General features: G+C 37.6%; 14 protein-coding genes. 5 read left to right on the forward strand and 9 right to left on the reverse strand.

Annotation, left to right across the window (positions count from 1 at the left end; genetic code table 11):
- Positions 1-56 precede the first annotated feature (56 nt).
- The 3 genes from LB467_RS05400 to LB467_RS05410 all read right to left on the reverse strand — a co-directional run bounded on the left by LB467_RS05400 (position 57) and on the right by LB467_RS05410 (position 4,228).
- Positions 57-1,559: a hypothetical protein gene (locus LB467_RS05400; protein ID WP_224473004.1), complete on the reverse strand. Its 1,503-nt coding sequence runs from the start codon at positions 1,557-1,559 to the stop codon at positions 57-59.
- A 66-nt stretch (positions 1,560-1,625) separates the two neighbouring features.
- Positions 1,626-2,987 (reverse strand): hypothetical protein, encoded by a 1,362-nt coding sequence (locus tag LB467_RS05405; RefSeq protein WP_224473005.1) that lies wholly within the window; start codon positions 2,985-2,987, stop codon positions 1,626-1,628.
- A 224-nt stretch (positions 2,988-3,211) separates the two neighbouring features.
- The gene (locus LB467_RS05410; RefSeq protein WP_224473006.1) at positions 3,212-4,228 is read right to left on the reverse strand and encodes a LuxR C-terminal-related transcriptional regulator; all 1,017 of its coding nucleotides are present in this window, start codon (positions 4,226-4,228) and stop codon (positions 3,212-3,214) included.
- A gap of 1,031 nt (positions 4,229-5,259) precedes the next feature.
- On the opposite strand from LB467_RS05410, the gene uvrA reads away from it, so the two are divergent.
- From uvrA to LB467_RS05430, 4 genes are all read left to right on the forward strand, one after another.
- A complete protein-coding gene (gene uvrA, locus LB467_RS05415) occupies positions 5,260-8,091 on the forward strand; it encodes an excinuclease ABC subunit UvrA (RefSeq protein WP_224473007.1) in 2,832 nt (943 codons plus the stop codon).
- A 17-nt stretch (positions 8,092-8,108) separates the two neighbouring features.
- Entirely contained in the window at positions 8,109-8,798 is a 690-nt protein-coding gene (locus LB467_RS05420) for an LOG family protein (RefSeq protein WP_224473008.1), read from the forward strand.
- Between the two features lie 107 nt (positions 8,799-8,905).
- A complete protein-coding gene (locus tag LB467_RS05425; RefSeq protein ID WP_224473009.1) occupies positions 8,906-11,686 on the forward strand; it encodes a gluzincin family metallopeptidase in 2,781 nt (926 codons plus the stop codon).
- A 204-nt stretch (positions 11,687-11,890) separates the two neighbouring features.
- Complete coding sequence (locus LB467_RS05430) at positions 11,891-14,293, forward strand: alpha-ketoacid dehydrogenase subunit alpha/beta (RefSeq protein WP_224473010.1); 2,403 nt, start codon at positions 11,891-11,893, stop codon at positions 14,291-14,293.
- Between the two features lie 183 nt (positions 14,294-14,476).
- Here the strand turns inward: LB467_RS05430 and LB467_RS05435 are convergent, their stop codons facing one another.
- The 3 genes from LB467_RS05435 to LB467_RS05445 are packed head-to-tail and all read right to left on the reverse strand — an operon-like array spanning position 14,477 to position 17,344.
- The gene (locus LB467_RS05435; protein WP_224473011.1) at positions 14,477-16,021 is read right to left on the reverse strand and encodes a PH domain-containing protein; all 1,545 of its coding nucleotides are present in this window, start codon (positions 16,019-16,021) and stop codon (positions 14,477-14,479) included.
- Complete coding sequence (locus LB467_RS05440; RefSeq protein WP_224473012.1) at positions 15,990-16,517, reverse strand: PH domain-containing protein; 528 nt, start codon at positions 16,515-16,517, stop codon at positions 15,990-15,992. Before LB467_RS05440 ends, LB467_RS05435 begins: the two co-directional genes overlap by 32 nt.
- Positions 16,505-17,344: a 1,4-dihydroxy-2-naphthoyl-CoA synthase gene (locus tag LB467_RS05445; protein ID WP_224473013.1), complete on the reverse strand. Its 840-nt coding sequence runs from the start codon at positions 17,342-17,344 to the stop codon at positions 16,505-16,507. The genes LB467_RS05440 and LB467_RS05445 overlap by 13 nt, the downstream gene beginning before the upstream one ends.
- 106 nt (positions 17,345-17,450) lie before the next feature.
- Between LB467_RS05445 and LB467_RS05450 the strand changes: the two genes are divergently transcribed.
- Entirely contained in the window at positions 17,451-17,945 is a 495-nt protein-coding gene (locus LB467_RS05450; protein WP_224473014.1) for a hypothetical protein, read from the forward strand.
- Here the strand turns inward: LB467_RS05450 and LB467_RS05455 are convergent.
- The 3 genes from LB467_RS05455 to LB467_RS05465 all read right to left on the reverse strand — a co-directional run bounded on the left by LB467_RS05455 (position 17,942) and on the right by LB467_RS05465 (position 22,079).
- Positions 17,942-18,778: a CvfB family protein gene (locus LB467_RS05455; RefSeq protein ID WP_224473015.1), complete on the reverse strand. Its 837-nt coding sequence runs from the start codon at positions 18,776-18,778 to the stop codon at positions 17,942-17,944. The two genes, LB467_RS05450 and LB467_RS05455, sit on opposite strands and share 4 nt — an antisense overlap.
- A 171-nt stretch (positions 18,779-18,949) precedes the next feature.
- A complete protein-coding gene (gene menD, locus LB467_RS05460; protein ID WP_224473016.1) occupies positions 18,950-20,683 on the reverse strand; it encodes a 2-succinyl-5-enolpyruvyl-6-hydroxy-3-cyclohexene-1-carboxylic-acid synthase in 1,734 nt (577 codons plus the stop codon).
- Between the two features lie 250 nt (positions 20,684-20,933).
- Complete coding sequence (locus tag LB467_RS05465) at positions 20,934-22,079, reverse strand: chorismate-binding protein (RefSeq protein WP_224473017.1); 1,146 nt, start codon at positions 22,077-22,079, stop codon at positions 20,934-20,936.
- Between the last annotated feature and the right edge of the window lie 3 nt (positions 22,080-22,082).

Here is a 22,082-nt window from a genome sequence, read left to right on the forward strand (position 1 = left end):
TTTTAAAGAAACTATCAGGAGTTTACAACTCCTGATAGTTTGAAAATCTCATTTAATTAATAACAAGCTACAGCGTGAACAATAATATAGAAGTCATCACTATAGTCTCTTTCCCAGGTATAGGTAAGAGTGTTTGCATCAACCTCGTGATTAAGATTGTACTGACCGGGTGCAAATACATCATTTCCAGACGGAGCATCTTCACTTAAATTAATGTGAAGTTCATCCAAGCTCACTCCAGGCTCCAGGGTGATTTCCAAAGTGATATCATCACCGTCCACGGAAATCTCAGCAGTCCCTATATGATCCCCTTTAGAGGTATCATTCTGTGCTGCACCTGCCCAAATATCGAATGTATTACTACTTCCATCCATACTAGTTTGATAGCGTTCTGCCCAACCCCATTTATTAGCATTTGCCAGGGTATTAAGCTCAGTATCTCCTTTCATATAAGCAGTTTCACAGCCATCTCCATTATCATCATCTCCGTCACCGTCATCGTCTCCGTCACCGTCATCGTCTCCGTCACCGTCATCATCTCCGTCACCGTTATCATCTCCGTCACCGGGATCATCTCCGTCACCGTCGTCATCATCCTCACAGTTAAAGAAAATATGCTCATAGTCTATAGTGTCATTATCACCGAAGTAAGACTGAACATCGTTCCAGCTCAATTCAATAACCTCTGAATAATCACCTACGGGATTTCCGTAGTTATCATCCCATGCAGTTAAAGTAACGGTAACACGTAAATAAATATCGCTAGCAGTCTCATCATACATAGGAGCAGGAATAGCTAGACATAATGGATCTGCATACCAGTCACCAGAATTATCATCTTCAGTATTTCCGGTTACAGGAGATTCACCATCATATAAGTCAATCACATCATCCCCTAATAGATAGTCAATATCTACACTGTAATTGGCAGTGTAATGCCTGCCATCAGGTGTACAATAGTTAGCAAACACACAAAATTTGTAAAGCTCTATTGGAATAAGGTCGAAGAATTGGTAACCGTATAAGTTAACATCTCTGTCATCAAAGCAAAGTACTTCTACTGGAACATATTTTTTTGATCCTGCACGAAGATCAAATACCATAGGTAATGGATCACTTACGAAATGTTCATAATCGCTACCTACCTTAGGAGCTACCCAAATTGGCATCACTCCAGCTCCTGGCGCTTCTGCGTAAACCAGGAAATCTGTTAAGCTAACTTCAGTTGTGGTCTCTCCATCTGGAATGGGAATAGCGAGCTCTTCATCATAATCGGTAAAAAACCCAGATTCATCACTCAAAATAGGAACCAATACATCCACACTACCCATCTCATGAGTTAACATTATTTGGGCGTATGCAGGTGTTTCATCTGAACAAGCAGGGATATCTCCCTCAGCCTGCCGACTCAAAAAGTCATTTAAAAGTGGGCCGATTTCAATTACCGCAGTATTTTCACTTAGTCCTTCTTTTCCTACAGGTTCATCCTGAGAACACGAGGTAAATAAGAAGAATATGAGGGCCAAAGAGGCCATCAAAAATTTCATTGTTGTTTTCATAATTTATGTTTTTTGAAATAAAAAAAGTAAGGTGTCCCGTTAACCGGGACACCTCTTTATTTGTTTTTAATAACTATCATACTCTCCACAAGAGATAATAGATCCGTCTGCATCGTCATGTAAATTAACAGTTCGGTCAGCCAAATTACCCAGATCGGCTATATCATCTGCTGATACAGTCCAGGTTCTTGAATAATAAAGTGCACCGCTTCCATCAGACTGAGGGTAAGAACCATCCATTAGATTAAGTGGCCAAACAACTCCTCCTGCATCCGCACAATATGCATTTTCATGGATATGTTGCGGTGTAGTGGCATTAGATTCCATATAGGGCACCCAGGTTTGAGCAGTTAACTGATTTCCTACTAAACTTAGGTAAGAGAATCCGAAAGCATCTGTGTCACCTACTTCATATAAACAGGCCTTATACCTTTTAGTAGTTACCCTAGGATCAGTGAATGGTGGAGGGTTATCGTCACCACAGCCGTAGCTAAAGTGGTAATAATCCATAGCTCCGGTTTCTTCGTTGTAGAACATTCTGATTTCATCATCAGTAATTGAACCTGAAAGAACTATTTCACCTGCCTCGTCTGAGCTATACTCAGTGGTATTTTCAAGAGTAATTTCAAAATAGTAAGTATCTACCCCGTCAGTGTCAGGAAGGAAGAAACATAAAGGATCAGAATAATAATCACCGGTTCCTTCATCCATTGTTACATCATTCATTACATCTGTATACAGTTGATCTCCTGTATTATCAGATCCAGACCATACATTCACACTGTATCCTGCAACATAATGTCTACCGTCTTCTGAAGGACAGAAGTTTCCAAATAAACAGAACTTAATAAGTGGTGTTGGTACAAGATCGAAGAATTGATAACCATATAGATTTACATCACGGTCGTCAAAACATAGAACCTCTACGTCGACATATTTCTTAGAACCTGCGCGTAGATCGAAATTTAGAGGTAATGCATTGTTAACAAAGTTCTGATACTCACTTCCTACCTTTGGCGCAACCCAAATTGGCATGGTACTTTCACCCGGCTCTACAGCATACACCCAAAAATCGGTTAGACTTACGGATGTAGTGGTTTGATTTGCAGGGATTGGTATTGCCAGGTCTTCATCATAGTCGGTAAAATAAGTAGTTCCATCAAAATTAATAGGCACTACTACATCTTCTTCTCCCATATCATGGGTAAGAATAACCCTTGCGTACATTGGCGCATCTTCAGAACACTCGGGTATGCTTTGTTTTAAAGCATCCTGGTTCCTAATAAAGTCATTTAAAACCGCTCCTAATGAAATGGCAGCCATTTCATCGCCCACCTGGGGCTCACCAGCAGTTTCATCCTTACTACAGGAGGCAAAAAGCATCGCTACTATCGCGATACCTGTAAAGTAATTTCTAAAGTTTTTCATAACTCGAACGTTTTTAATTAAAATATTTAAGAATGGTTAATAAAATATATACAGAGTCTTATTAAAGACTATTGTACTCAAGTTTTTAAGTAAGGTTGGGGGCCTAAAAAGTAGTGAAGTGGGGTGACTACTTTTGGATAAAAATTCTAGTATAAATGTAGGTCAATTCTCTCCTATAAAGCTATAGGGGTTTTCTCCCCTATTTAACCGAAAATGCTATTTTTTTACACTTTTTGATAATCTATAAGATCATGGCTTATTGCATATATGATACTTTCCAGTATAGTATCGGAGTTTGTGCGCTTAATAATATTTGAACGGTGTTTTTCTATCGTTTTAGGTGAGATAAATAATGCTTCAGATATATCTTTGGTCTTATATCCTTTTATAAGGAGTTCGATAATTTCCTTCTCTCTATTAGTAAATTTAAATTCTGTGAGTTGACTATTCTCCTTAAAACATTCCTCAACATCTTCAGAAGAAGTACCTATATTATGATTAATCACCTCATTTTCTTCCACAAAGTCTATAAACATGACAAACTGATGTCCGAAATTTTTATTTAATTTAGAAAAATTAATTTGCGCATTTCTTACCTTATCATTCCTTAATAGTAAGGTAGTTTTTGTAGCAGCTTTAATATGCTTGCCGCGAGCAAAATTTCTCAAACTGTCTTTTACTTTTTGCACGTTCTCGCACTTCACAAAATCTGTGAGTTTCAAGCCTTTATTATCAGTGACCCTAAAACTTTGTTTGAAAGCATCATTCATTGCCACGATTTCATTTTGATCCAGCAATAAAACTGGTTTTGAAATAAGATTGAACATTCCCATAAAAGCATCTTTCCAGAAGTTGGAAAGGGAACGATTGGTATAAACCATTTTGATGATTTTTCCGCAGAGGGCCTCTAAAGTAGGGGAATAAACAAACTCATCTACCACTTTTCTAAACCTGCTTTCGGCCTCAGCCCGAAAGCGCTCTTCAGCGTAAACCACAAGCCAGGCTTTCGTAAGAAAATGATTGGATTTAAAATTGGCGATATTCTTAAAATTCCTACCCGATCTAAAAGAAGAATAATCTAAAAGGATTACATCGGGTAATAAATTGAGGGCTATGTTAAAGCCGGTGTGTAAAGAATTTGCATGGGTCATTTCAAATTGCATACTAACCCCCTCCTGAACACAGTCTACCATACTTTGTTTGTTGGTAATAAGCAATAATTGCTTTTTATCTGTTATCATACTACAACAATTTTGCGGCTATATAGCCAGTTAGTAAAAAAAACGTGGAGTAAGTCCACAAGACATTAAATTGATAGATTCAAAACAGATCGATGTAAACATCAGAATGTTTTAAATCTCGCTTGGGGAACAAAAAAATAAAAGGGGCAAAATTGATGGGGGGTTAAAATATACCTTTAAAAATAGGTTGTAAGTTTCCGGGGGGTGGAAAATTTAAATTATGAAGATTTGGTCTATCAAATATAGGGGATTAACCTTAATTTTTACAAAAAAATAAAGTAATATTATACTGACATTCAAGCATATAAGACAATGATAAAAGTGCTTATAAATTCGATGACGTCAAATCTTTCTGGTATTAAAAAACCTCACATACTGTAAGTTATAACTAAGTAAATAATACTAATACCCGATAAAAAATGCAGGAAAATATACGATCACAAGATTACAAAGCCAAAAACCTTTATATCCTAAATCGACCTATTCCCTCATTGAAAATTCTTAATATTATTGATTGAACGAATTTTGAGTTTAAAAAATTCCCAAAACGGGATTCAAAAACCCGAAGACAACTTCGAGGTTCTAACCGACCATTAATGCCCCAAACGTTAACGGCCAATCATAAATTTTCAATCAAATAGTGATCAATTTTTCAGTAAAAGTCTAACTGGTATTTTCAGACCTGTACAAAAGGGAAGAGTAAATTTCTAAAAATTTCGTGGTTAATATAGAAAGTCGGAGGGTTCGAAGGTAAGACGTAGTGTAAATCAAGTTTAAATATTTTTGGTTGGTTAATAATAATCGAATATAGGGCCGAATTATAGAGGAAGTAATCATTGATGATTAATTAACGTGCATTTAACTGAGCTACTTTTGTTTTATTATCATTAATTATAAAATTGATGCTTTCTTAATTTTGTACAAGTCGAACTTTTAACATTTAAACTTTAATCCATAATTAACACTAGCAGAAACTTCCTTTCTTTTTAGTTAGCAACACTTTAAGTACCTTTGCCCCCTTGATAAAAAATATGGCTAAAACCGAAGAATTTATAGAAGTATTAGGGGCTCGCGTCCATAATCTTAAAAATATAGATGTTAGTATTCCCAGGGAAAAACTAGTTGTGATTACCGGTCTTTCAGGATCCGGAAAATCTTCTCTGGCATTCGATACTATTTATGCCGAAGGCCAACGCCGTTACATAGAAACCTTTTCGGCTTATGCACGGCAGTTTTTAGGTGGCCTTGAACGTCCCGATGTAGATAAAATTGAAGGACTTTCTCCTGTTATTGCTATAGAGCAAAAAACCACCAGTAAAAATCCGCGTAGTACAGTTGGCACTATTACAGAAATTTACGATTTCCTGCGTTTACTGTTTGCCCGGACGGGAGACGCCTATAGTTATGAGACCGGCGAGAAAATGGTTAGTTATACGGATAGCCAGATAAAGGATCTCATTTTAAAAGATTTTCAGGGTCAAAAAGTGAGTGTACTGGCCCCGGTTATAAAATCCAGAAAAGGACATTATCGCGAATTATTTGAGCAAATTGCCAAGCAGGGCTTTTTAAAAGCACGTGTAGACGGTGAAGTTCGAGACCTGGTTAAAGGGATGAAACTGGATCGATACAAGACGCACGATATAGAAATTGTTATTGATCGTTTAAAAATTGACGATAAAACCGATGCGCAAAGGCGTTTAGATGAAAGCATTAAAACCGCGATGTATCACGGAAGCGATACTCTCATAATCCTGGATCAGCAAACCGAAAAGGCACGTTACTTCAGTAGAAATTTAATGTGTCCCACAACCGGGATTTCCTATCCAAACCCTGAACCTAACACCTTTTCTTTTAATTCCCCAAAAGGTGCTTGCCCAAGTTGTAATGGAATTGGTACTCTCTACCAGGTGAATATTGATAAAATAATTCCCGATTACTCCAGGTCGATCAAGAACGGTGCTTTAGCTCCTCACGGACCTCAAAAGAAAAACTGGGTATTTTCCCAGCTGGAATTAATTGCCGAAAGATGGGATTTTAAACTAACAGATCCCGTTTCTAAAATTCCCGATGCCGCGATGAAGTTTATTCTTCACGGTGGCAAGGAAAGTTTCACTAAAGAATCTAAAAGCCTTGGAATAACCCGGGAGTTTAAGATCAATTTTGAAGGCGTAGCTACTTTTATTGAAAGCACCTTTAATAATAATGATTCTACTTCACTAAGACGCTGGGCCAAAGAATATATGGACAAAGTTGATTGTCCCGATTGTGAGGGCAGCCGACTTAAAAAAGAATCGCTTTATTTTAAAATAAACGATAAAAATATAGCTGAACTTTCTTTAATGGATATTGAGGATTTGGCTAAATGGTTTGTTGGCTTAGAAAAAAAACTAAGCGAAAAACAAAACCAGATTGCTTCTGAAGTTATTAAAGAGATAAGAACCAGAATTGGTTTTCTTGTAGATGTTGGCCTCACCTATCTTTCCCTTAATCGTGGTTCAAAATCCCTTTCGGGTGGTGAAGCACAGCGAATAAGGTTGGCTACACAAATTGGTTCTCAACTTGTTGGTGTTCTATATATTTTGGATGAACCCAGTATTGGTTTGCATCAGCGGGATAACGAGAAACTTATTAATTCCCTTATTTCCCTGCGGGACATCGGCAATTCTGTTATTGTAGTTGAACACGATAAAGATATGATAGAACGTGCCGATTATGTTATAGACATTGGGCCGAGAGCAGGAAAGCACGGTGGAGAAATTATAAGCAAAGGAACTCCTTCAGAATTAAAAAAACACGATACGCTTACCGCTTCCTATCTAAACGGAATGAAAGAAATTGAAGTTCCTAAAGAAAGAAGAAAAGGAAACGGGAAGAATATAGAACTTAAAGGAGCTACCGGAAATAATCTTAAAAATGTTTCGATTAAAATTCCTTTAGGGAAAATGATTGCGGTAACCGGTGTTTCAGGAAGTGGTAAATCGACACTGATTAACGAAACCCTCTACCCTATTATGAACGCTCATTATTTTAATGGCGTTAAAGAACCAAAACCTTATAAAAGCATAAAAGGTCTTGATAATGCCGATAAGGTGATAGACATTAATCAGACCCCAATTGGCAGAACTCCTAGATCTAACCCGGCTACTTATACCGGCGTTTTTTCAGAGATCAGGAGTCTTTTTGCCAAAACACCGGAGGCGCTTATTCGTGGCTATAAACCCGGGAGATTCAGTTTTAATGTAAAAGGCGGAAGATGCGAAACCTGCAGAGGTGGTGGACTAAGAGTGATAGAAATGAATTTTCTCCCCGATGTTTATGTAGAATGTGAAACCTGCCAGGGAAAACGCTTTAACCGCGAAACCTTGGAAATTCGTTACAAAGGAAAATCTATTGCCGATGTTTTAGAAATGACTATTAATGAAGCTACGACCTTCTTCGAGCCTATTCCGAAGATATTCAGAAAGCTAAAAACCATTAAGGACGTTGGTTTAGGTTATATCACTTTAGGCCAGCAAAGCACCACGCTTTCAGGTGGAGAGGCTCAACGAATTAAACTGGCTACAGAACTTTCAAAACGCGATACCGGGAATACTTTTTATATATTAGACGAACCAACCACCGGATTACACTTTGAAGATATTCGAGTATTAATGAATGTTTTAAACGACCTGACCAATAAAGGAAATACCGTCCTTATTATAGAACATAATATAGATGTTATAAAAATGGCCGACTATATTTTTGATATTGGCCCGGAAGGCGGAAAAAATGGCGGAAAAGTAATCGCTAAAGGTACCCCCGAGGAAGTGGCGAAATCTAAGAAAAGCTACACTGCTGAATTTCTTAAAAAAGAATTACACTAAAAATACTTATAAATAAAATGAGGAACAACCTTAAAAATAAAGCCTGGAACGAAATAAAAACTAATGATTCCTGGGCGATCTTTAAAATAATGGGCGAATTTGTTAATGGCTACGAAAAGCTAAGTCAAATTGGTCCCTGCGTTTCAATATTCGGTTCAGCGAGAACCAAACCCGATCAAAAATATTACAAACTGGCCGAAAAGATTTCCAAGAAAATCGTTGAAAACGGATATGGTGTAATCACCGGAGGTGGCCCCGGAATTATGGAAGCCGGAAATAAAGGTGCCCATCTTGGGGGCGGAACTTCTGTAGGCCTAAACATAGATTTGCCTTTCGAGCAACACGATAATCCATACATAGACAACGACAAAAGTCTGGATTTCGATTACTTTTTTGTTAGAAAAGTAATGTTTGTGAAATACTCCCAGGGCTTTGTGGTAATGCCCGGCGGCTTTGGAACTTTAGATGAACTCTTTGAAGCAATCACATTAATTCAAACCCATAAAATTGATAAATTCCCTATTATACTAGTAGGAAGAGATTTTTGGAGCGGACTTGTAGATTGGGTTCAAAAAACCCTGTTGGACGAGTTTCAAAATATTAGCGCTCCAGATATGGATCTGGTACAGGTTGTAGATACCGAAGATGAAGTTATTGAAATCCTAAACGAATTTTACGGAGAATATAATCTTAGTCCTAACTTTTAATTAAATCTTAAGTAGGGATGAAAACTTTGATTATATTTAGCTGAAATTCTGTGTTACGCTAAATGTATTCCCCCTTGAGGTTTTATCTGTTTATTTTATATTTTTTTGTGGGAACTGGATGGGGTTTTGCTCAAAACTCCATCTCATTAAATGCTCACCTAAATGATAGCACACATACCTTTACCATTGAGCAGGAATTGGTCTATACCAACTCCAGTAAAGATACCCTAACCCAAATTTATCTTAACGACTGGGCTAATGCCTTTAGCGCAAAAAACACTCCCCTCGCCAAACGTTTTGCTGAAGAATTTGCAAGACGTTTTAGATTTGCCAAAGATGAAGAACGCGGCGCCACTTATATTAATAATATCACCAATGCAGAAAATGAACAGCTAATTTGGGAACGTCCCGAAGAAGCTCCAGACCTTATAAGGCTTAAACTCTATCAGCCTTTACTTCCCGGACAAAGCTTTACGATAAATCTCAATTATCTTGTTAAGATTCCTATAGATAAATTCACAAGATACGGGGTAGATTCAGACAATAATTACAAACTTAGATACTGGTACATTACACCCGGAGTTTATAAAAATGGTAATTGGGAAGTTTATAGCCATAAAAATCTTGGAGATCAATATAATGCACTGCACGATATAGAAATAGAGCTTAACACCCCACCCCAATATTATGTAGGATCTCCCCTCGATTTTAAAAGTGTGCGTACCACCAATGGTACTAAAACTGTGAAGCTTTCTGGGAAAGATCAATTAGACACCAAAATCTACCTTACAAATTCCTTTATTTTTGAATCTTTACCAACTGATGCTCATGAAGTAATTACGAATGTAGCCGACGATGAGCTTCAGCCTGAAATTAAAAGAATCCTGCTGAATCGTATTGTAAAATATTATAACGAAAGAGTTGGCGAATATCCACACCAGAAAATTTTTGTGACCCGTGATGATTATTTGAATAGTCCTATTTATGGATTGAATCAGCTACCCGGTTTTATTCGTCCTTTTCCAGATGGCTTTCAATATGACATTAAGCAATTTAAAACTATCACCAATTATTTACTGAAGAATTCAGTGCATATCAATCCCAGAAAGGAACAATGGGTGCACGATGCCATCCTGGTTTCTTTAATGATAGATTATGTGAATGAATATTACCCAAATATGAGGTTACTGGGAAACCTCAGCAGTATTATTGGGGTACGATGGTTTCACGCAGCCGATCTGGAGTTTAACGACCAGTACCAGTTTTTGTATATGAATATGGCGCGATTAAACTTAGACCAGCCCCTAACTGCAGCTCAGGATTCCCTGGTTAAGTTTAATAAAAATATCGCCAATTCTTATAAAGCCGGAGTGGGACTTAAATATGTTGAAGATTACCTCGGAAATGGGATGGTAAAAGAAGCTGTAAAAGACTTTTATACTCAGCATAATATGCGTCCAACTTCAGCTGAAGATTTCGAGCAAACTTTACAAAAATATGCTACTAAGGATATTTCCTGGTTTTTTGAAGATTATGTAAACTCAAATAAGAAAATAGATTTCACCATTCAAAATTTATATAAGACCAAAGACTCGCTTAGGGTTACCATTAAAAATAAAAGAAAAACTAACTTTCCGGTTTCTCTTTATGGCTTAAAAGATGGGGAAATAGTTTTCAAAAAATGGGTTGAAAATATTGATAAAACAAAAACCATTGAAATTGCCAGACAGGATGTAGATCGCCTCGCATTAAATTATGAGCAAAAAATCCCTGAATTTAATCAGCGGGATAATTATAAGGCAGTTACCAAACTTTTCAACAAACCCTTTCAGTTTAGGTTATTACAGGATATAGAAGATCCACGCTATTCTCAGTTATTCTTTATGCCCGAATTCAACTACAACTTATACGATGGCATTTCCATAGGACCCAAACTGTATAATAAAACAGTCCTCTCAAAAACTTTTAACTTCAACATTTCTCCTAAATATGGTTTTACAAGTGAGACCGTTGTTGGCTCCGCTTCCTTTAGCAATACACATCAATTTGAAAACAAGGAACTTTATGCCATTACTTACGGACTTGGTGGAACACGTTATTCTTACGGATACAATCTTTTTTACGAAAAATACACCCCGTTTTTAAACTTTTCTTTCAGAAATAAATACCTGAGGGACAACGAGCGCCAAAATCTACTAATTAGAAATGTGAATGTGCGACGGGATATTGACCCCAATCAAAGTTTAGAGCAACCCAACTATAATATTTTCAACATTAATTACCGATACAGCAAACCGCATTTGGTAGATTTTTATTCGGCCTCTTTTGATTTTCAGTTGGCCGAAAAATTCAGTAAAATTTCCATGAGCCTGGAGTATCGAAAATTATTCAGGAATAATCGTCAAATAAACCTCAGATTTTTTTCCGGAACATTTCTGTACAGCGATAATATGCCATCAGATTATTTCAGTTTTGCATTAGATAGGCCAACAGATTATCTCTTTGATTATAATTATTACGGAAGAAGTCAGGGAACCGGGTTATTCAGTCAGCAAATTATTGTTGCCGAAGGTGGATTTAAATCCCAATTGCAACCCGAATATGCCAACCAATGGCTTACCACCCTGAATGCAAGTACTAACCTCTATAAATGGATATTTGTTTATGGCGATGTAGGTTTGGTAAAAAACGAGCATGAAAATGCACAGTTTTTATACGATTCCGGGATTCGGCTTAGTCTCGTAGACGATTATTTTGAACTATTTTTTCCCGTTTATTCCAATTTAGGTTGGGAGGTAGCCCAGGATAATTATGACCAAAAAATAAGATTTATCGTTTCCCTTGATCTTAATACTTTAATAAGACTTTTCACCCGCCGCTGGTATTAACAAAGATTTAATTTAGATAACTAATTCTTAGCATTCCGCGTTTCAATTACATAAAAACCAGTATTTTCTACAATTTTCGCTATTTAATTTCAGTAAACACAATAAAAATCCTTTAAAATAAACTTTTCTTAAAATATTTTGATTTTAATGAATTGTATACAATCTAAGTTTTCGTTACATTTGTTATTATTCAAAACAACGTTCATGCAAAGCGAAACAAAAACTAAAGATTCAATTTCATTTGAAGATTTTAAGGCAGAGGTGCTGGCAGATTATAAAATTGCCGTTACCAGCCGCGAATGCAGCCTTTTGGGAAGACGCGAAGTGCTTACCGGAAAAGCTAAGTTCGGGATCTTTGGAGATGGAAAAGAAGTGCCACAACTCGCTATGGCCAAAGCTTTTAAAAATGGTGATTTTAGATCTGGCTACTATCGTGACCAAACCTTTATGATGGCCATTGATCAACTTAGCATAGAACAGTTTTTCGCAGGTTTATATGCAGATTCCAACCTGGAAAACGAACCAATGTCTGGCGGAAGACAAATGGGAGGGCATTTTACCACTCATAGCCTTAACGAAGATGGTAGCTGGAAAAACCTGATGGAGCAAAAAAATTCCAGTGCAGATATCTCTCCTACTGCCGGCCAAATGCCAAGACTTTTAGGACTCGCTCAAGCTTCAAAAATATATAGAAACGTAGAAGGACTAACTGCCGAAAACTTTTCAGAAAGCGGAAATGAGATCGCTTGGGGAACTATTGGAAATGCAAGTACCAGTGAAGGCCATTTTTGGGAAACCATAAACGCCGCCGGCGTGTTACAGGTTCCTATGGTTATGAGCGTATGGGACGATGAATATGGCATCTCGGTGCACGCAAAACACCAAACAACCAAAGAAAATATTTCTGAAATTTTAAAAGGTTTCCAGAGAGACGAAGAAAATAAAGGCTACGAAATTATTGTAGTTAATGGCTGGGATTACGTAGCGCTTATTGAAGCTTACGAAAAAGCCGAAAAAATAGCCAGGAAAGAACATTGCCCGGTGCTTATTCATGTTGTAAAACTTACTCAACCGCAAGGTCACTCTACTTCCGGTTCTCACGAGCGTTACAAGAATGAACAGCGTTTGTCATGGGAGCGTGAATTCGATTGCAACGTAAAGCTTAGGGAGTGGATTCTTGAAAATAATATTAGTACAGACGAAGAGCTGCAGGATATTGAGAAAGAAATAAAACGCGAAGTAAGGGAAGGAAAGAGAGCAGCCTGGAATAATTATGCAGAACCTACCAAAGCCAGGCAAAAAGGGCTACTCGCCATACTTTCTAAATTAGCAAAAAACACCGAGGAAAAGGAAGCGGTGGTTAAACTAGCCAAAGAATTAAACGCAAATAAAGAACCGCTTAAAAAAGACCTTGCGATTGCCGCCAGAAAGACGTTAAGAATAATTCGAAAAGAAAATTCTGAAGAAAAATCTGAGCTTCTTGATTGGTTAAGTGATTTTGAGAAAGTTATGGCTGACGATTATAACAGTCATTTATATATTGAATCAAACGGCCTTCAAACAGAAGTTTTACCCGAATATGATGAAGATTCTACTGAAGTTGATGGAAGGATTATTCTGCGGGATAATTTCGATCAAATTTTCAGCAATATACCGGAAAGCTTAATTTTTGGAGAAGATGCCGGGGAAATAGGTGATGTAAACCAGGGACTGGAAGGACTTCAGAAGAAATACGGAAAACTACGTGTTGCCGATGTTGGTATTCGTGAAGCTACTATTCTTGGCCAGGGAATTGGCATGGCAATGAGAGGTTTAAGACCAATTGCTGAAATTCAATACCTGGATTACGTAATGTACGCTATCCAGGGAATGAGTGACGATCTCGCTACCTTACAATACAGAACTAAAGGAAAACAAAAAGCTCCACTAATTATAAGAACCCGTGGCCACCGTTTAGAAGGAATCTGGCATAGTGGTTCACAAATGGGTGGAATTCTTAACCTGGTACGCGGGATGTATGTTCTGGTTCCCAGAAATATGACCAAAGCAGCTGGTTTCTATAACACATTACTGGAACAGGATACCCCTGCTCTATTGGTTGAATGTTTAAACGGTTACCGCTTAAAAGAAAAAAAACCAAGTAACTTATCTGAACTTAGAACCCCAATAGGAAAAGTTGAAACCGTTAGGGATGGAAGCGATATCACTCTAATTTCTTACGGCTCTACTTTAAGAATTGTGACTCAAACTGCCGAGGAATTAAATGAATTTGGAATTGATGCCGAAGTAATCGATGTACAATCTTTACTTCCGTTTGACCTGGAGCACGATATTGTAAAGAGCGTAGAAAAAACCAACCGACTTCTGGTGATAGATGAGGATGTTCCGGGAGGGGCTTCAGCATTTATTTTAGATAAGGTTTTAAACGAGCAAAACGCCTGGCGATACCTGGACAGTAAACCACAAACGCTAACCGCTAAGGAGCACCGCCCATCTTATGGTACCGATGGGGATTATTTTAGCAAACCTTCAGCAGAAGATATTTTCGAAAAAGTGTATGCGATTTTTAACGAAGTAAATCCTGAAGAATTTCCGGCGATAAGATAGATCTTGTTAATTGTTTTAAGTTAACAAGTGGCTGTTGGAACGGGTCTATTTTCGGCAAGCTGAACTTGTTTCAGCTTCTAATATGTTTTTTGTTCAACATCATAGATCCTGAAACAAGTTTAGGATGACGATTAAACAGCTTTATTTTTTACCTTTATTTAATCTCATTAATACCAAGCATCCTCACATCCAGTTCTTAGAACTAGCTTCAGCTTTATACAATACATAATTTACATATTCCAAAACATCAGTCTTAACAGCATAAAACCGTAGGTCTCCCCCTGCGGTATGAAAAACTACATTTACCAGGTTTTTTCTTCGGTACCAGATGGGTTGCTTCACACTAATAGATTGTATTTTAAACAATTCCAGAGTTTCTTCAGTTTTATTCCAGAAGCCCGTTTTCTTTTGTAAGAATTCTTCGGTAACAATTAGTTTTCGGGCTTTAAATGCAAGTATTTGTAATGTTAAGGCTACAATAATATAAAGACCAGCTAAGACTAAGACAGTCCATAACTGAAGGTTTATATAAGCCGTAAAATGCCAGAAAGCAAGAAATATCAATACTGGCAACATTGCCAGTGAAATTTTCCTGAATAACAATAATTTATCTGGTCTAAATGTAGTGCTGAAACTAGATTTAGAAGATTCCGGATATAAAAAATATTTTATCTTCTTTACGATCTCATTCCCCAATCCAGGGATCTTTATTTTATTTTTCTGAAATTCATTCTCACTACTTGACAGAGAAATTTGTGCTTCATAAAGATTAAAACGTTCCTGAACAGGGTTCGTTTTAATTCGCATTAACTGAAGTCTTCTGGGTTGAAGGGAAACCTTGGTATTGGTCTTTAAGCCCATTTCAACCTCCATTTTATCTTTATTCTGCTGAATTTTTAAGCCGTAATACTTTATAAAGACTTCAATAATGGTAATACTTATACTCAAAAGCAAAAGCAGCACAAATAGCACCGCTATATATCCAACAGACTGCAAGACCCCGGAAAATTGATCGAAATAAACTTCAACATCTTCCATCCGGTCCTTAAAATAAGTGTTTACCCTATTATAAATAGTCATTACAAAAGCAAACACCAAAGAGAGTCCGCGTAAATAATTGGTACTTATTCCAATTTTTAAAAGGGTGAGAATTCCTACTTTATGCGTCCAGAAAACCTCGTTATTTTCCTCTGTTTCCGTAGCTTCCCCTTCTAATTGTTGTGATTCAGTTTTTTCAGCTTTTGCCTTTAAAAGAATTTTTGAAAGACTATTGGCATCCTCGCCGGAAATCGCTTTTATCTCTACTTCTTTTTGATTGCTTCCGGCAGTATCTATTACCAGGCTGTAAACCTTTATTATTCGCTGTAAAATAGAACGTTTAAAATAAACCTGCTGAATTTTATCAAAAGGAATCGCTGTGTTTTCGGTAGAAAAAATTCCTTTTTCCAGAACAAATTCCTCCCGGTTATAATCTATATAAAAAACAAACTTGAGATAGTAGAGGTAACTATAGATTAGGGTTAAAACACCCAAAAACACTAAACCTATGGCGATATAAATTAAAGTAGTGCTACTGGGACCGCTTAATAACAAATAGGCACCCAGAGCCCAAAACATCCTGAACAACTTATATAGGCTGGAAATAAAAATAAGAAGGACCCCGACTATAGACTGTCGCTGGGCGGTATTGTAGGCTTCAGGATTCATCATTGGAGATCTTAACCGCAATGGCTTCTTTTAACCGCACTGCCATTTCCGGATCCAGTCCGGGAATGGTGATATCGCTCCCGCTTCCACCGGCAGTAAAAATATTAAGACTTGAAATGCCCAAAATTTTATCCCAAACGCCTCGTGAAATCGATGCATGCTGAACCCTGTTAAATGGGATTACCGTGGCTTTACTAAAGATATAACCTCTCTTATAGATGATATCTTTTTCTCTTATAGCATAACCCAAACTATTAAGCAGTTTATAATTATTCCAGAACCTGAATACAAAAGCGACTAATACAAGCGCAAAAATAATCCCTGACTGCAGATGATTAAGCTGAAAAAACCAAAACACACCGAGCCCAATAGACAGGACGAGCATAAAAATGCCCGTCTGAATATTCATTTTAATAAGATAATTAGGTGAAACTGAAGAAAAGGCTACCGCCTCATATTTGGGCAAAGAAGCTAAATCTATTGGTTCGTTGCTAAAATCTTTGGCTACGGGATCCATTTTTTATCAAAATTAGGTTTTCTTTTTTCCAGAAAAGCATCACGGCCTTCTTTGGCTTCATCAGTCATATAGGCAAGTCGGGTAACTTCTCCTGCAAAAACCTGCTGGCCTACCATTCCGTCATCGGTCATGTTCATGGCGAATTTCAGCATTTTTATGGAAGTTGGCGATTTTGCCATAATTTCCTGTGCCCATTCGTAAGCAGTATCTTCCAGCTCATCGTGTGGAATTACGGCGTTCACCATCCCCATTTCATAGGCTTCCTGCGCCGAATAATTTCTTCCGAGAAAAAAGATTTCACGCGCCTTCTTCTGTCCTACCATTTTCGCTAAATAAGCTGATCCATAACCGGCATCAAAACTTGTTACATCGGCATCGGTTTGTTTGAAAATGGCGTTTTCCTTACTGGCAAGCGTTAGGTCGCAAACTACGTGTAAACTATGCCCGCCGCCTACAGCCCAACCGGGAACTACGCAAATTACGGCCTTTGGCATAAACCGAATTAAACGCTGAACTTCCAGGATATTTAATCTATGATAACCATCTTCACCCACATAGCCCTGATGACCACGTGCTTTTTGATCACCTCCGCTGCAAAAAGCCCATTTCCCGTCTTTGGAAGATGGCCCTTCAGCAGATAGTAAAACGCAGCCAATGGAAGTATCTTCGTGTGCATTATGAAACGCATCTAAAAGTTCCGAAGTAGTTTTAGGCCTGAATGCATTTCGAACATCAGGTCGGTTAAAGGCAATTCTAGCCACGCCACCTGATTTTTTATAAGTTATATCTTCGTATTCTTTTACAGTTTTCCAGTTGATTTTACTCATAAGTCTTTATTTTATTCAAAAATAAGCTTTTCAATTTATCTTAATATCTTTGCGCTGCAAATACATTTGCATTGTTTTTGCTATATTAAAGACAAAAGTCCTAAAAATGAAATTTCGCTTCCTATTTCTAAGCCTGTTTTTAATAAGTATAACCTCTGTTTCTGCCCAGGAATACTGGGATATAGCCGATTTTGAAATTAGCAATTACAGCATAGAACCTTCATGGAGCGATCTTAGTTTTGGACAACAGTTCTTTAAAGGAAGTTTTGATCTTCCCAGCGGTGAATTTATAAATGTAGACGAAAATAAACCCTCCAGTGTAGATATGGTGGGAATTCTGGAGCAACAGCGTAATATGAAAAAACGCACGGTAGATATTGGCACCCCTTTACCTACAACTTCTACGCAAAAAAAGAAAGCTTTCGAGATCTCCGATAATTACAGGCTTAGGAATAATGATGAAGTTTATAACGACGCCCTTAATTCAAATCCCTATTACCAGAACCAGCGAATTTACCAAAACGCGCTTCACAGGCAGACACAGCGAAGAATGTATTACGGTTCTCAGTACTACTCGCCCAGGGGTCGTTACTTTTACTAATCTTCTTTCAGGTGAATTCCGTCGTCTTTAATATCTATTTTTCTTTGCTTATAAAGATTTCCGGCGGCACGTTTAAAACTCTTTTTGCTAATTCCTAACTGGCTGTGAATTGCTTCCGGAGAAGACTTATCGGTAAGGTTTAAATAACCTTCATTTTGCTTTAATTTATCAAGGATCAGCTCGGCATTTGGTTCAATACTTCTGTAACCGGGACGTTGTAAACTCACATCAATTTTTCCATCAGGACGTGTTTTTGTGATAAATCCACGCATTTCATCACCTACGTTAATTTCCTGAAAAACATCATCGTGATAGATCAGGCCTAAATGTAACTGGTTTATAATCACATTATAACCCAAATCACTTTTATTGCTAATTATAAGGTCTACCTCTTCAAAAGGCTCTATGGTCAATTCAGAATTATCTAAAAACGCGTGCACTTTACTTGAAGCCACCAATCGATCGGTATCTTCATCTAAATAGCAAAAAATAAGATAGCGACCACCCTTTTTCATCGGGTAAGCCTGTTCCTTAAATGGAACAAATAAATGTTTTTCAAGTCCCCAATCCAGAAAAGCCCCAAATTCAGTTACCTCTGCACATTTTAAAAAGGCAAATTCATCGAGTTTTACCAGCGGCTCTAAAGTAGTGGCAACCGGCCTTTCTTCGTGGTCCAGGTAAACAAAAACCTCAATCTCGTCCCCTATTTCAAAAGTTTCGGGAATATATTTATTTGGAAGTAAAACTTCATTTCCTTCAGCATTCGTTAAGAAAAGTCCCGGTTCGGTTTCCCTTACAATATTAAGCGTATGATTTTCGCCAATTCTAAGCATAATCTTTATTTTGAGTGCAAAGATACTTTATATTTTGCGGCTTTTCCATAAAACTAAAAAATCCGTTTCCCTGGTCAAAAAACGGATTTTTAGAATATTTGTATCTTTTATTAGTTAAAAACACTTTCCTTTAAGTATTTGTTAAGCTAGGTTTTCTGCGAATTTCAAATCTTAAGATTTCATAAAATTGAAGTATTCCAGCAGTACTTCATCGTTAATTTTTCGTGGAGTAAAAATTTCCAAAATTTTCGGTTGAGTCGAATCGTTGAAAAAATCTTTTAGATATTCTTTTATTTCTTCTGAAGTCGAAGCAGCCATATATTCAAAACCATACATTTCGCTTAAGGATTTCGCCTGAAGCTGATGCGTGGTTTCAAAATAAGTTTCAAAATTCTCGGTATTCTTATTTCCGGGGAGAATCCTAAAAATACCACCCCCGTTATTATTCAAAATTATAATCCTGAAATTTTTCGGAATATAATTATTCCATAGCGCATTGCTATCGTAGAAAAAGCTCAGGTCTCCGGAAATCATCAGTGTGGGTTCCCCATTTACACAAGCCGCGCCAATTGCAGTTGAAATGCTCCCATCAATCCCGCTAGTGCCGCGATTACAAAAAATACGCAGACTTTCTTTCCACTTAAATAATTGCGCGTAACGAATGGTAGAACTATTCCCCAGGTGCACAATGTAATTCTCAGGTACCGTGGGCACGATTTCCTGCATCGCTTTTAGATCTGAGTATGGAATCTCGTCCATATACTCTTCGTGGCGAATTTGGCGTTTGCTTTTCACCTCTTTCCAATAGGTTCCATAATCACCTTTTCCGATTTCGATAAGTGGAAAGAAATATGTGAAAAACGAATTTATAGTAGTCTCAAAATGCTTGTTTAAACAGAAAAAAGTATTGTAAGCTTTTTTAGGATCGATATGCCAGTGTTGTTGTGGCTGGTGATTTCTTAAAAATGCTTTGATCTTCTTTGAAACAATCATCCCACCAAATGTGAGTAAAATTTCCGGCTGAAGCGCTTTAAATAATTCTTCACTGTTTTCGTCCTTTTCAATAGGACCAATCAGGGTATCTATTCTTGTAAAAAATTCGGGATGGTTAAGATTTGAGGTGGTTTCCGTTAGTACAATAACCGACTCATCTTTAGCAAGTTTTTCCAGAAATTCCTGCTCAACCACATTAGGTTGCGCCACCCCAACAATCACCATTTTCCGCTTTGCCCTATTCCAAAGCTTGGCATAGCCACCCAATTGATTTTCGGTATAGGTGCGTTCTTTAATTTCCGGTAAAATCTGTATGGGATTTACCTCTACATTCTCCACCAGATCGTATAATGGCTCATAAAATGGAACGTTAATATGTACCGGTCCCATTTCTTCTATCGCTTTGTTTAAAGCCAGGTTTACTTCCCGCTCATTATGTTTTTGCGATTCAAATTGTTTTTGCTGAAGTTTCTTATCGGTTACTTCAGAATCCAAAACTAACTCTGAATGTAAATTCGCCGAATATAAAATATGGTTTGCGAATACGTTTTTCTGCCTAATCGTTTGTCCGTCGCCAATATCTATGCGCTCTATGGGTCGGTCTGCAGAAATGATCACTAAGGGAATATCACTATAAAAAGCTTCAGCAATCGCCGGATAATAATTAAGCAAAGCAGAGCCTGACGTACAAACCAAGGCAACCGGTTTTTGTAATTGTTGGGCCATTCCCAAAGCATAAAAAGCTGCGCAGCGTTCATCTACAATGCTATAAGGCTTTATTTCGGGATGGTGGGTAAAACCAATGGTTAAAGGCGCATTTCTCGAACCGGGGGAAATAACCACGTGATTTATATTTTTAGCAACGCAAAGCGCCACAATAGATCTGGCAACAGGTATTTTGGAATATTTCACAAAGTTTATTTTGTAGAGTTGAATCCCAGACCTCACAGGTTTCAAAAACCTGTGAGGTCTTTTCATTTTAGTTTTGTAATCACGTCAACCTGAACCTGCCCGTCCGTTCAGGCGGGCTCGTTTCAGGTTCTAAGCTGAATAACAACCAAGATTCTGAAATAATCCCGAAGCATCGGGACAGAATGACGAAAGGCTATTTAATCCAATCAAAATTACAATTTCAAAAACATTTCAGGTGTAGGTTTTGACCTTATTTAACAAGCACCGATTTTATGGTATGTGATTTATTTACGGTTTCCAGCCATTCGTCTGCAGGGTTGGAATCTTTGGTGATCCCGCCACCGATAAACAACCGGGCTTTCCCGGCTTCCAGTTTCATACATCGTAGATTTACAAATAAGAAAGTCTGCTTTATGATGCTCCCGTAAGCCCGGTTTTCCTGGTTTCTGCGATTACTGTTTCGCTTAACCTCTTTTTTCATATTTAGTTCTCCTAAAAAACCAGAATAGAATTCACGATCATAATCCTCATTTTCCAGGATAAATTTTTTCGCTTTTTCCTTCGGAAGTCCGCAAACGGCTGGTGTTGGGTGCAATGCTAAAATCAAGCTTTTAAGGCTGGATTTTTCCAGATCCAGCATTCCGGTGATATCGGTTTGCAAATGCAATAAATTTCCTGCTTTCAAAGTATATGGCTCCGATTTATGAATGTTCCCAGAAATTTTGTCTTCCAGGTTTTCTAAAATCGCATCGGTTACAATTTGCTGTTCGTCGATTTCCTTTTTATCCCAATTAACCTCTATGGTTCCCTTAAAAGACTGGGTTCCGGCCAGGGACATGGTTTTGAATTTGTTACGTTCTACGCTTAAAAGTGTTTCCGGCGTAGCGCCAAGCCAGGTACCGGTTTGGGGATGAAACCAGAAATACACAAATGCCGATTCATATTTTTTAAGAAGATTCTTAAAAATCCCAAGTGCTTCCAATTGGGTTTGAACACTTTCCTTGCGCGATAAAACCACTTTTTTGAATTCCCCTTTCTCAATTGCTTCAATTCCTTTTTGGACCAATTTCTCGTGCTGAATTTTAGAATCTGTATTGGTATAAGCCGGCGGAAATTCCTGGTTTCGCTTCTTCACTTCTGAAGAATTTTCAGCGGGATATTCTGTAGAAATACTTTCAGAATTTTCTGAAGGAATTAAGAATGCACTTTCAGAATTTTCAAAAGGTGCGAAAATAAATCCGCTTTCATTAAACCCGGAAGTTTTAAAAGTTTCGGCTGAATCCTGAAGTAAAGCTTTGGTTAACCCGTTCTTAGCCTTAGGATTTCTATAAGCCACAAACGGGTTTCCGCTTTGTACTTGCGTTTCTATTTTTGTAAAAAAATCTTCGCTGCTCATCTT

It is taken from the genome of Salegentibacter tibetensis (assembly GCF_020164485.1).
Classification (GTDB): domain Bacteria; phylum Bacteroidota; class Bacteroidia; order Flavobacteriales; family Flavobacteriaceae; genus Salegentibacter; species Salegentibacter tibetensis.

Excerpts from the sequence above, each read along its gene's own strand:
- LB467_RS05400 (WP_224473004.1), bottom strand. The coding sequence starts at position 1,559 with ATGAAAACAACAATGAAATTTTTGATGGCCTCTTTGGCCCTCATATTC.
- LB467_RS05405 (WP_224473005.1), bottom strand. The coding sequence starts at position 2,987 with ATGAAAAACTTTAGAAATTACTTTACAGGTATCGCGATAGTAGCGATG.
- LB467_RS05410 (WP_224473006.1), bottom strand. The coding sequence starts at position 4,228 with ATGATAACAGATAAAAAGCAATTATTGCTTATTACCAACAAACAAAGT.
- uvrA (WP_224473007.1), top strand. The coding sequence starts at position 5,260 with ATGGCTAAAACCGAAGAATTTATAGAAGTATTAGGGGCTCGCGTCCAT.
- LB467_RS05420 (WP_224473008.1), top strand. The coding sequence starts at position 8,109 with ATGAGGAACAACCTTAAAAATAAAGCCTGGAACGAAATAAAAACTAAT.
- LB467_RS05430 (WP_224473010.1), top strand. The coding sequence starts at position 11,891 with ATGCAAAGCGAAACAAAAACTAAAGATTCAATTTCATTTGAAGATTTT.
- LB467_RS05440 (WP_224473012.1), bottom strand. The coding sequence starts at position 16,517 with ATGGATCCCGTAGCCAAAGATTTTAGCAACGAACCAATAGATTTAGCT.
- LB467_RS05445 (WP_224473013.1), bottom strand. The coding sequence starts at position 17,344 with ATGAGTAAAATCAACTGGAAAACTGTAAAAGAATACGAAGATATAACT.
- LB467_RS05450 (WP_224473014.1), top strand. The coding sequence starts at position 17,451 with ATGAAATTTCGCTTCCTATTTCTAAGCCTGTTTTTAATAAGTATAACC.
- LB467_RS05455 (WP_224473015.1), bottom strand. The coding sequence starts at position 18,778 with ATGCTTAGAATTGGCGAAAATCATACGCTTAATATTGTAAGGGAAACC.
- LB467_RS05465 (WP_224473017.1), bottom strand. The coding sequence starts at position 22,079 with ATGAGCAGCGAAGATTTTTTTACAAAAATAGAAACGCAAGTACAAAGC.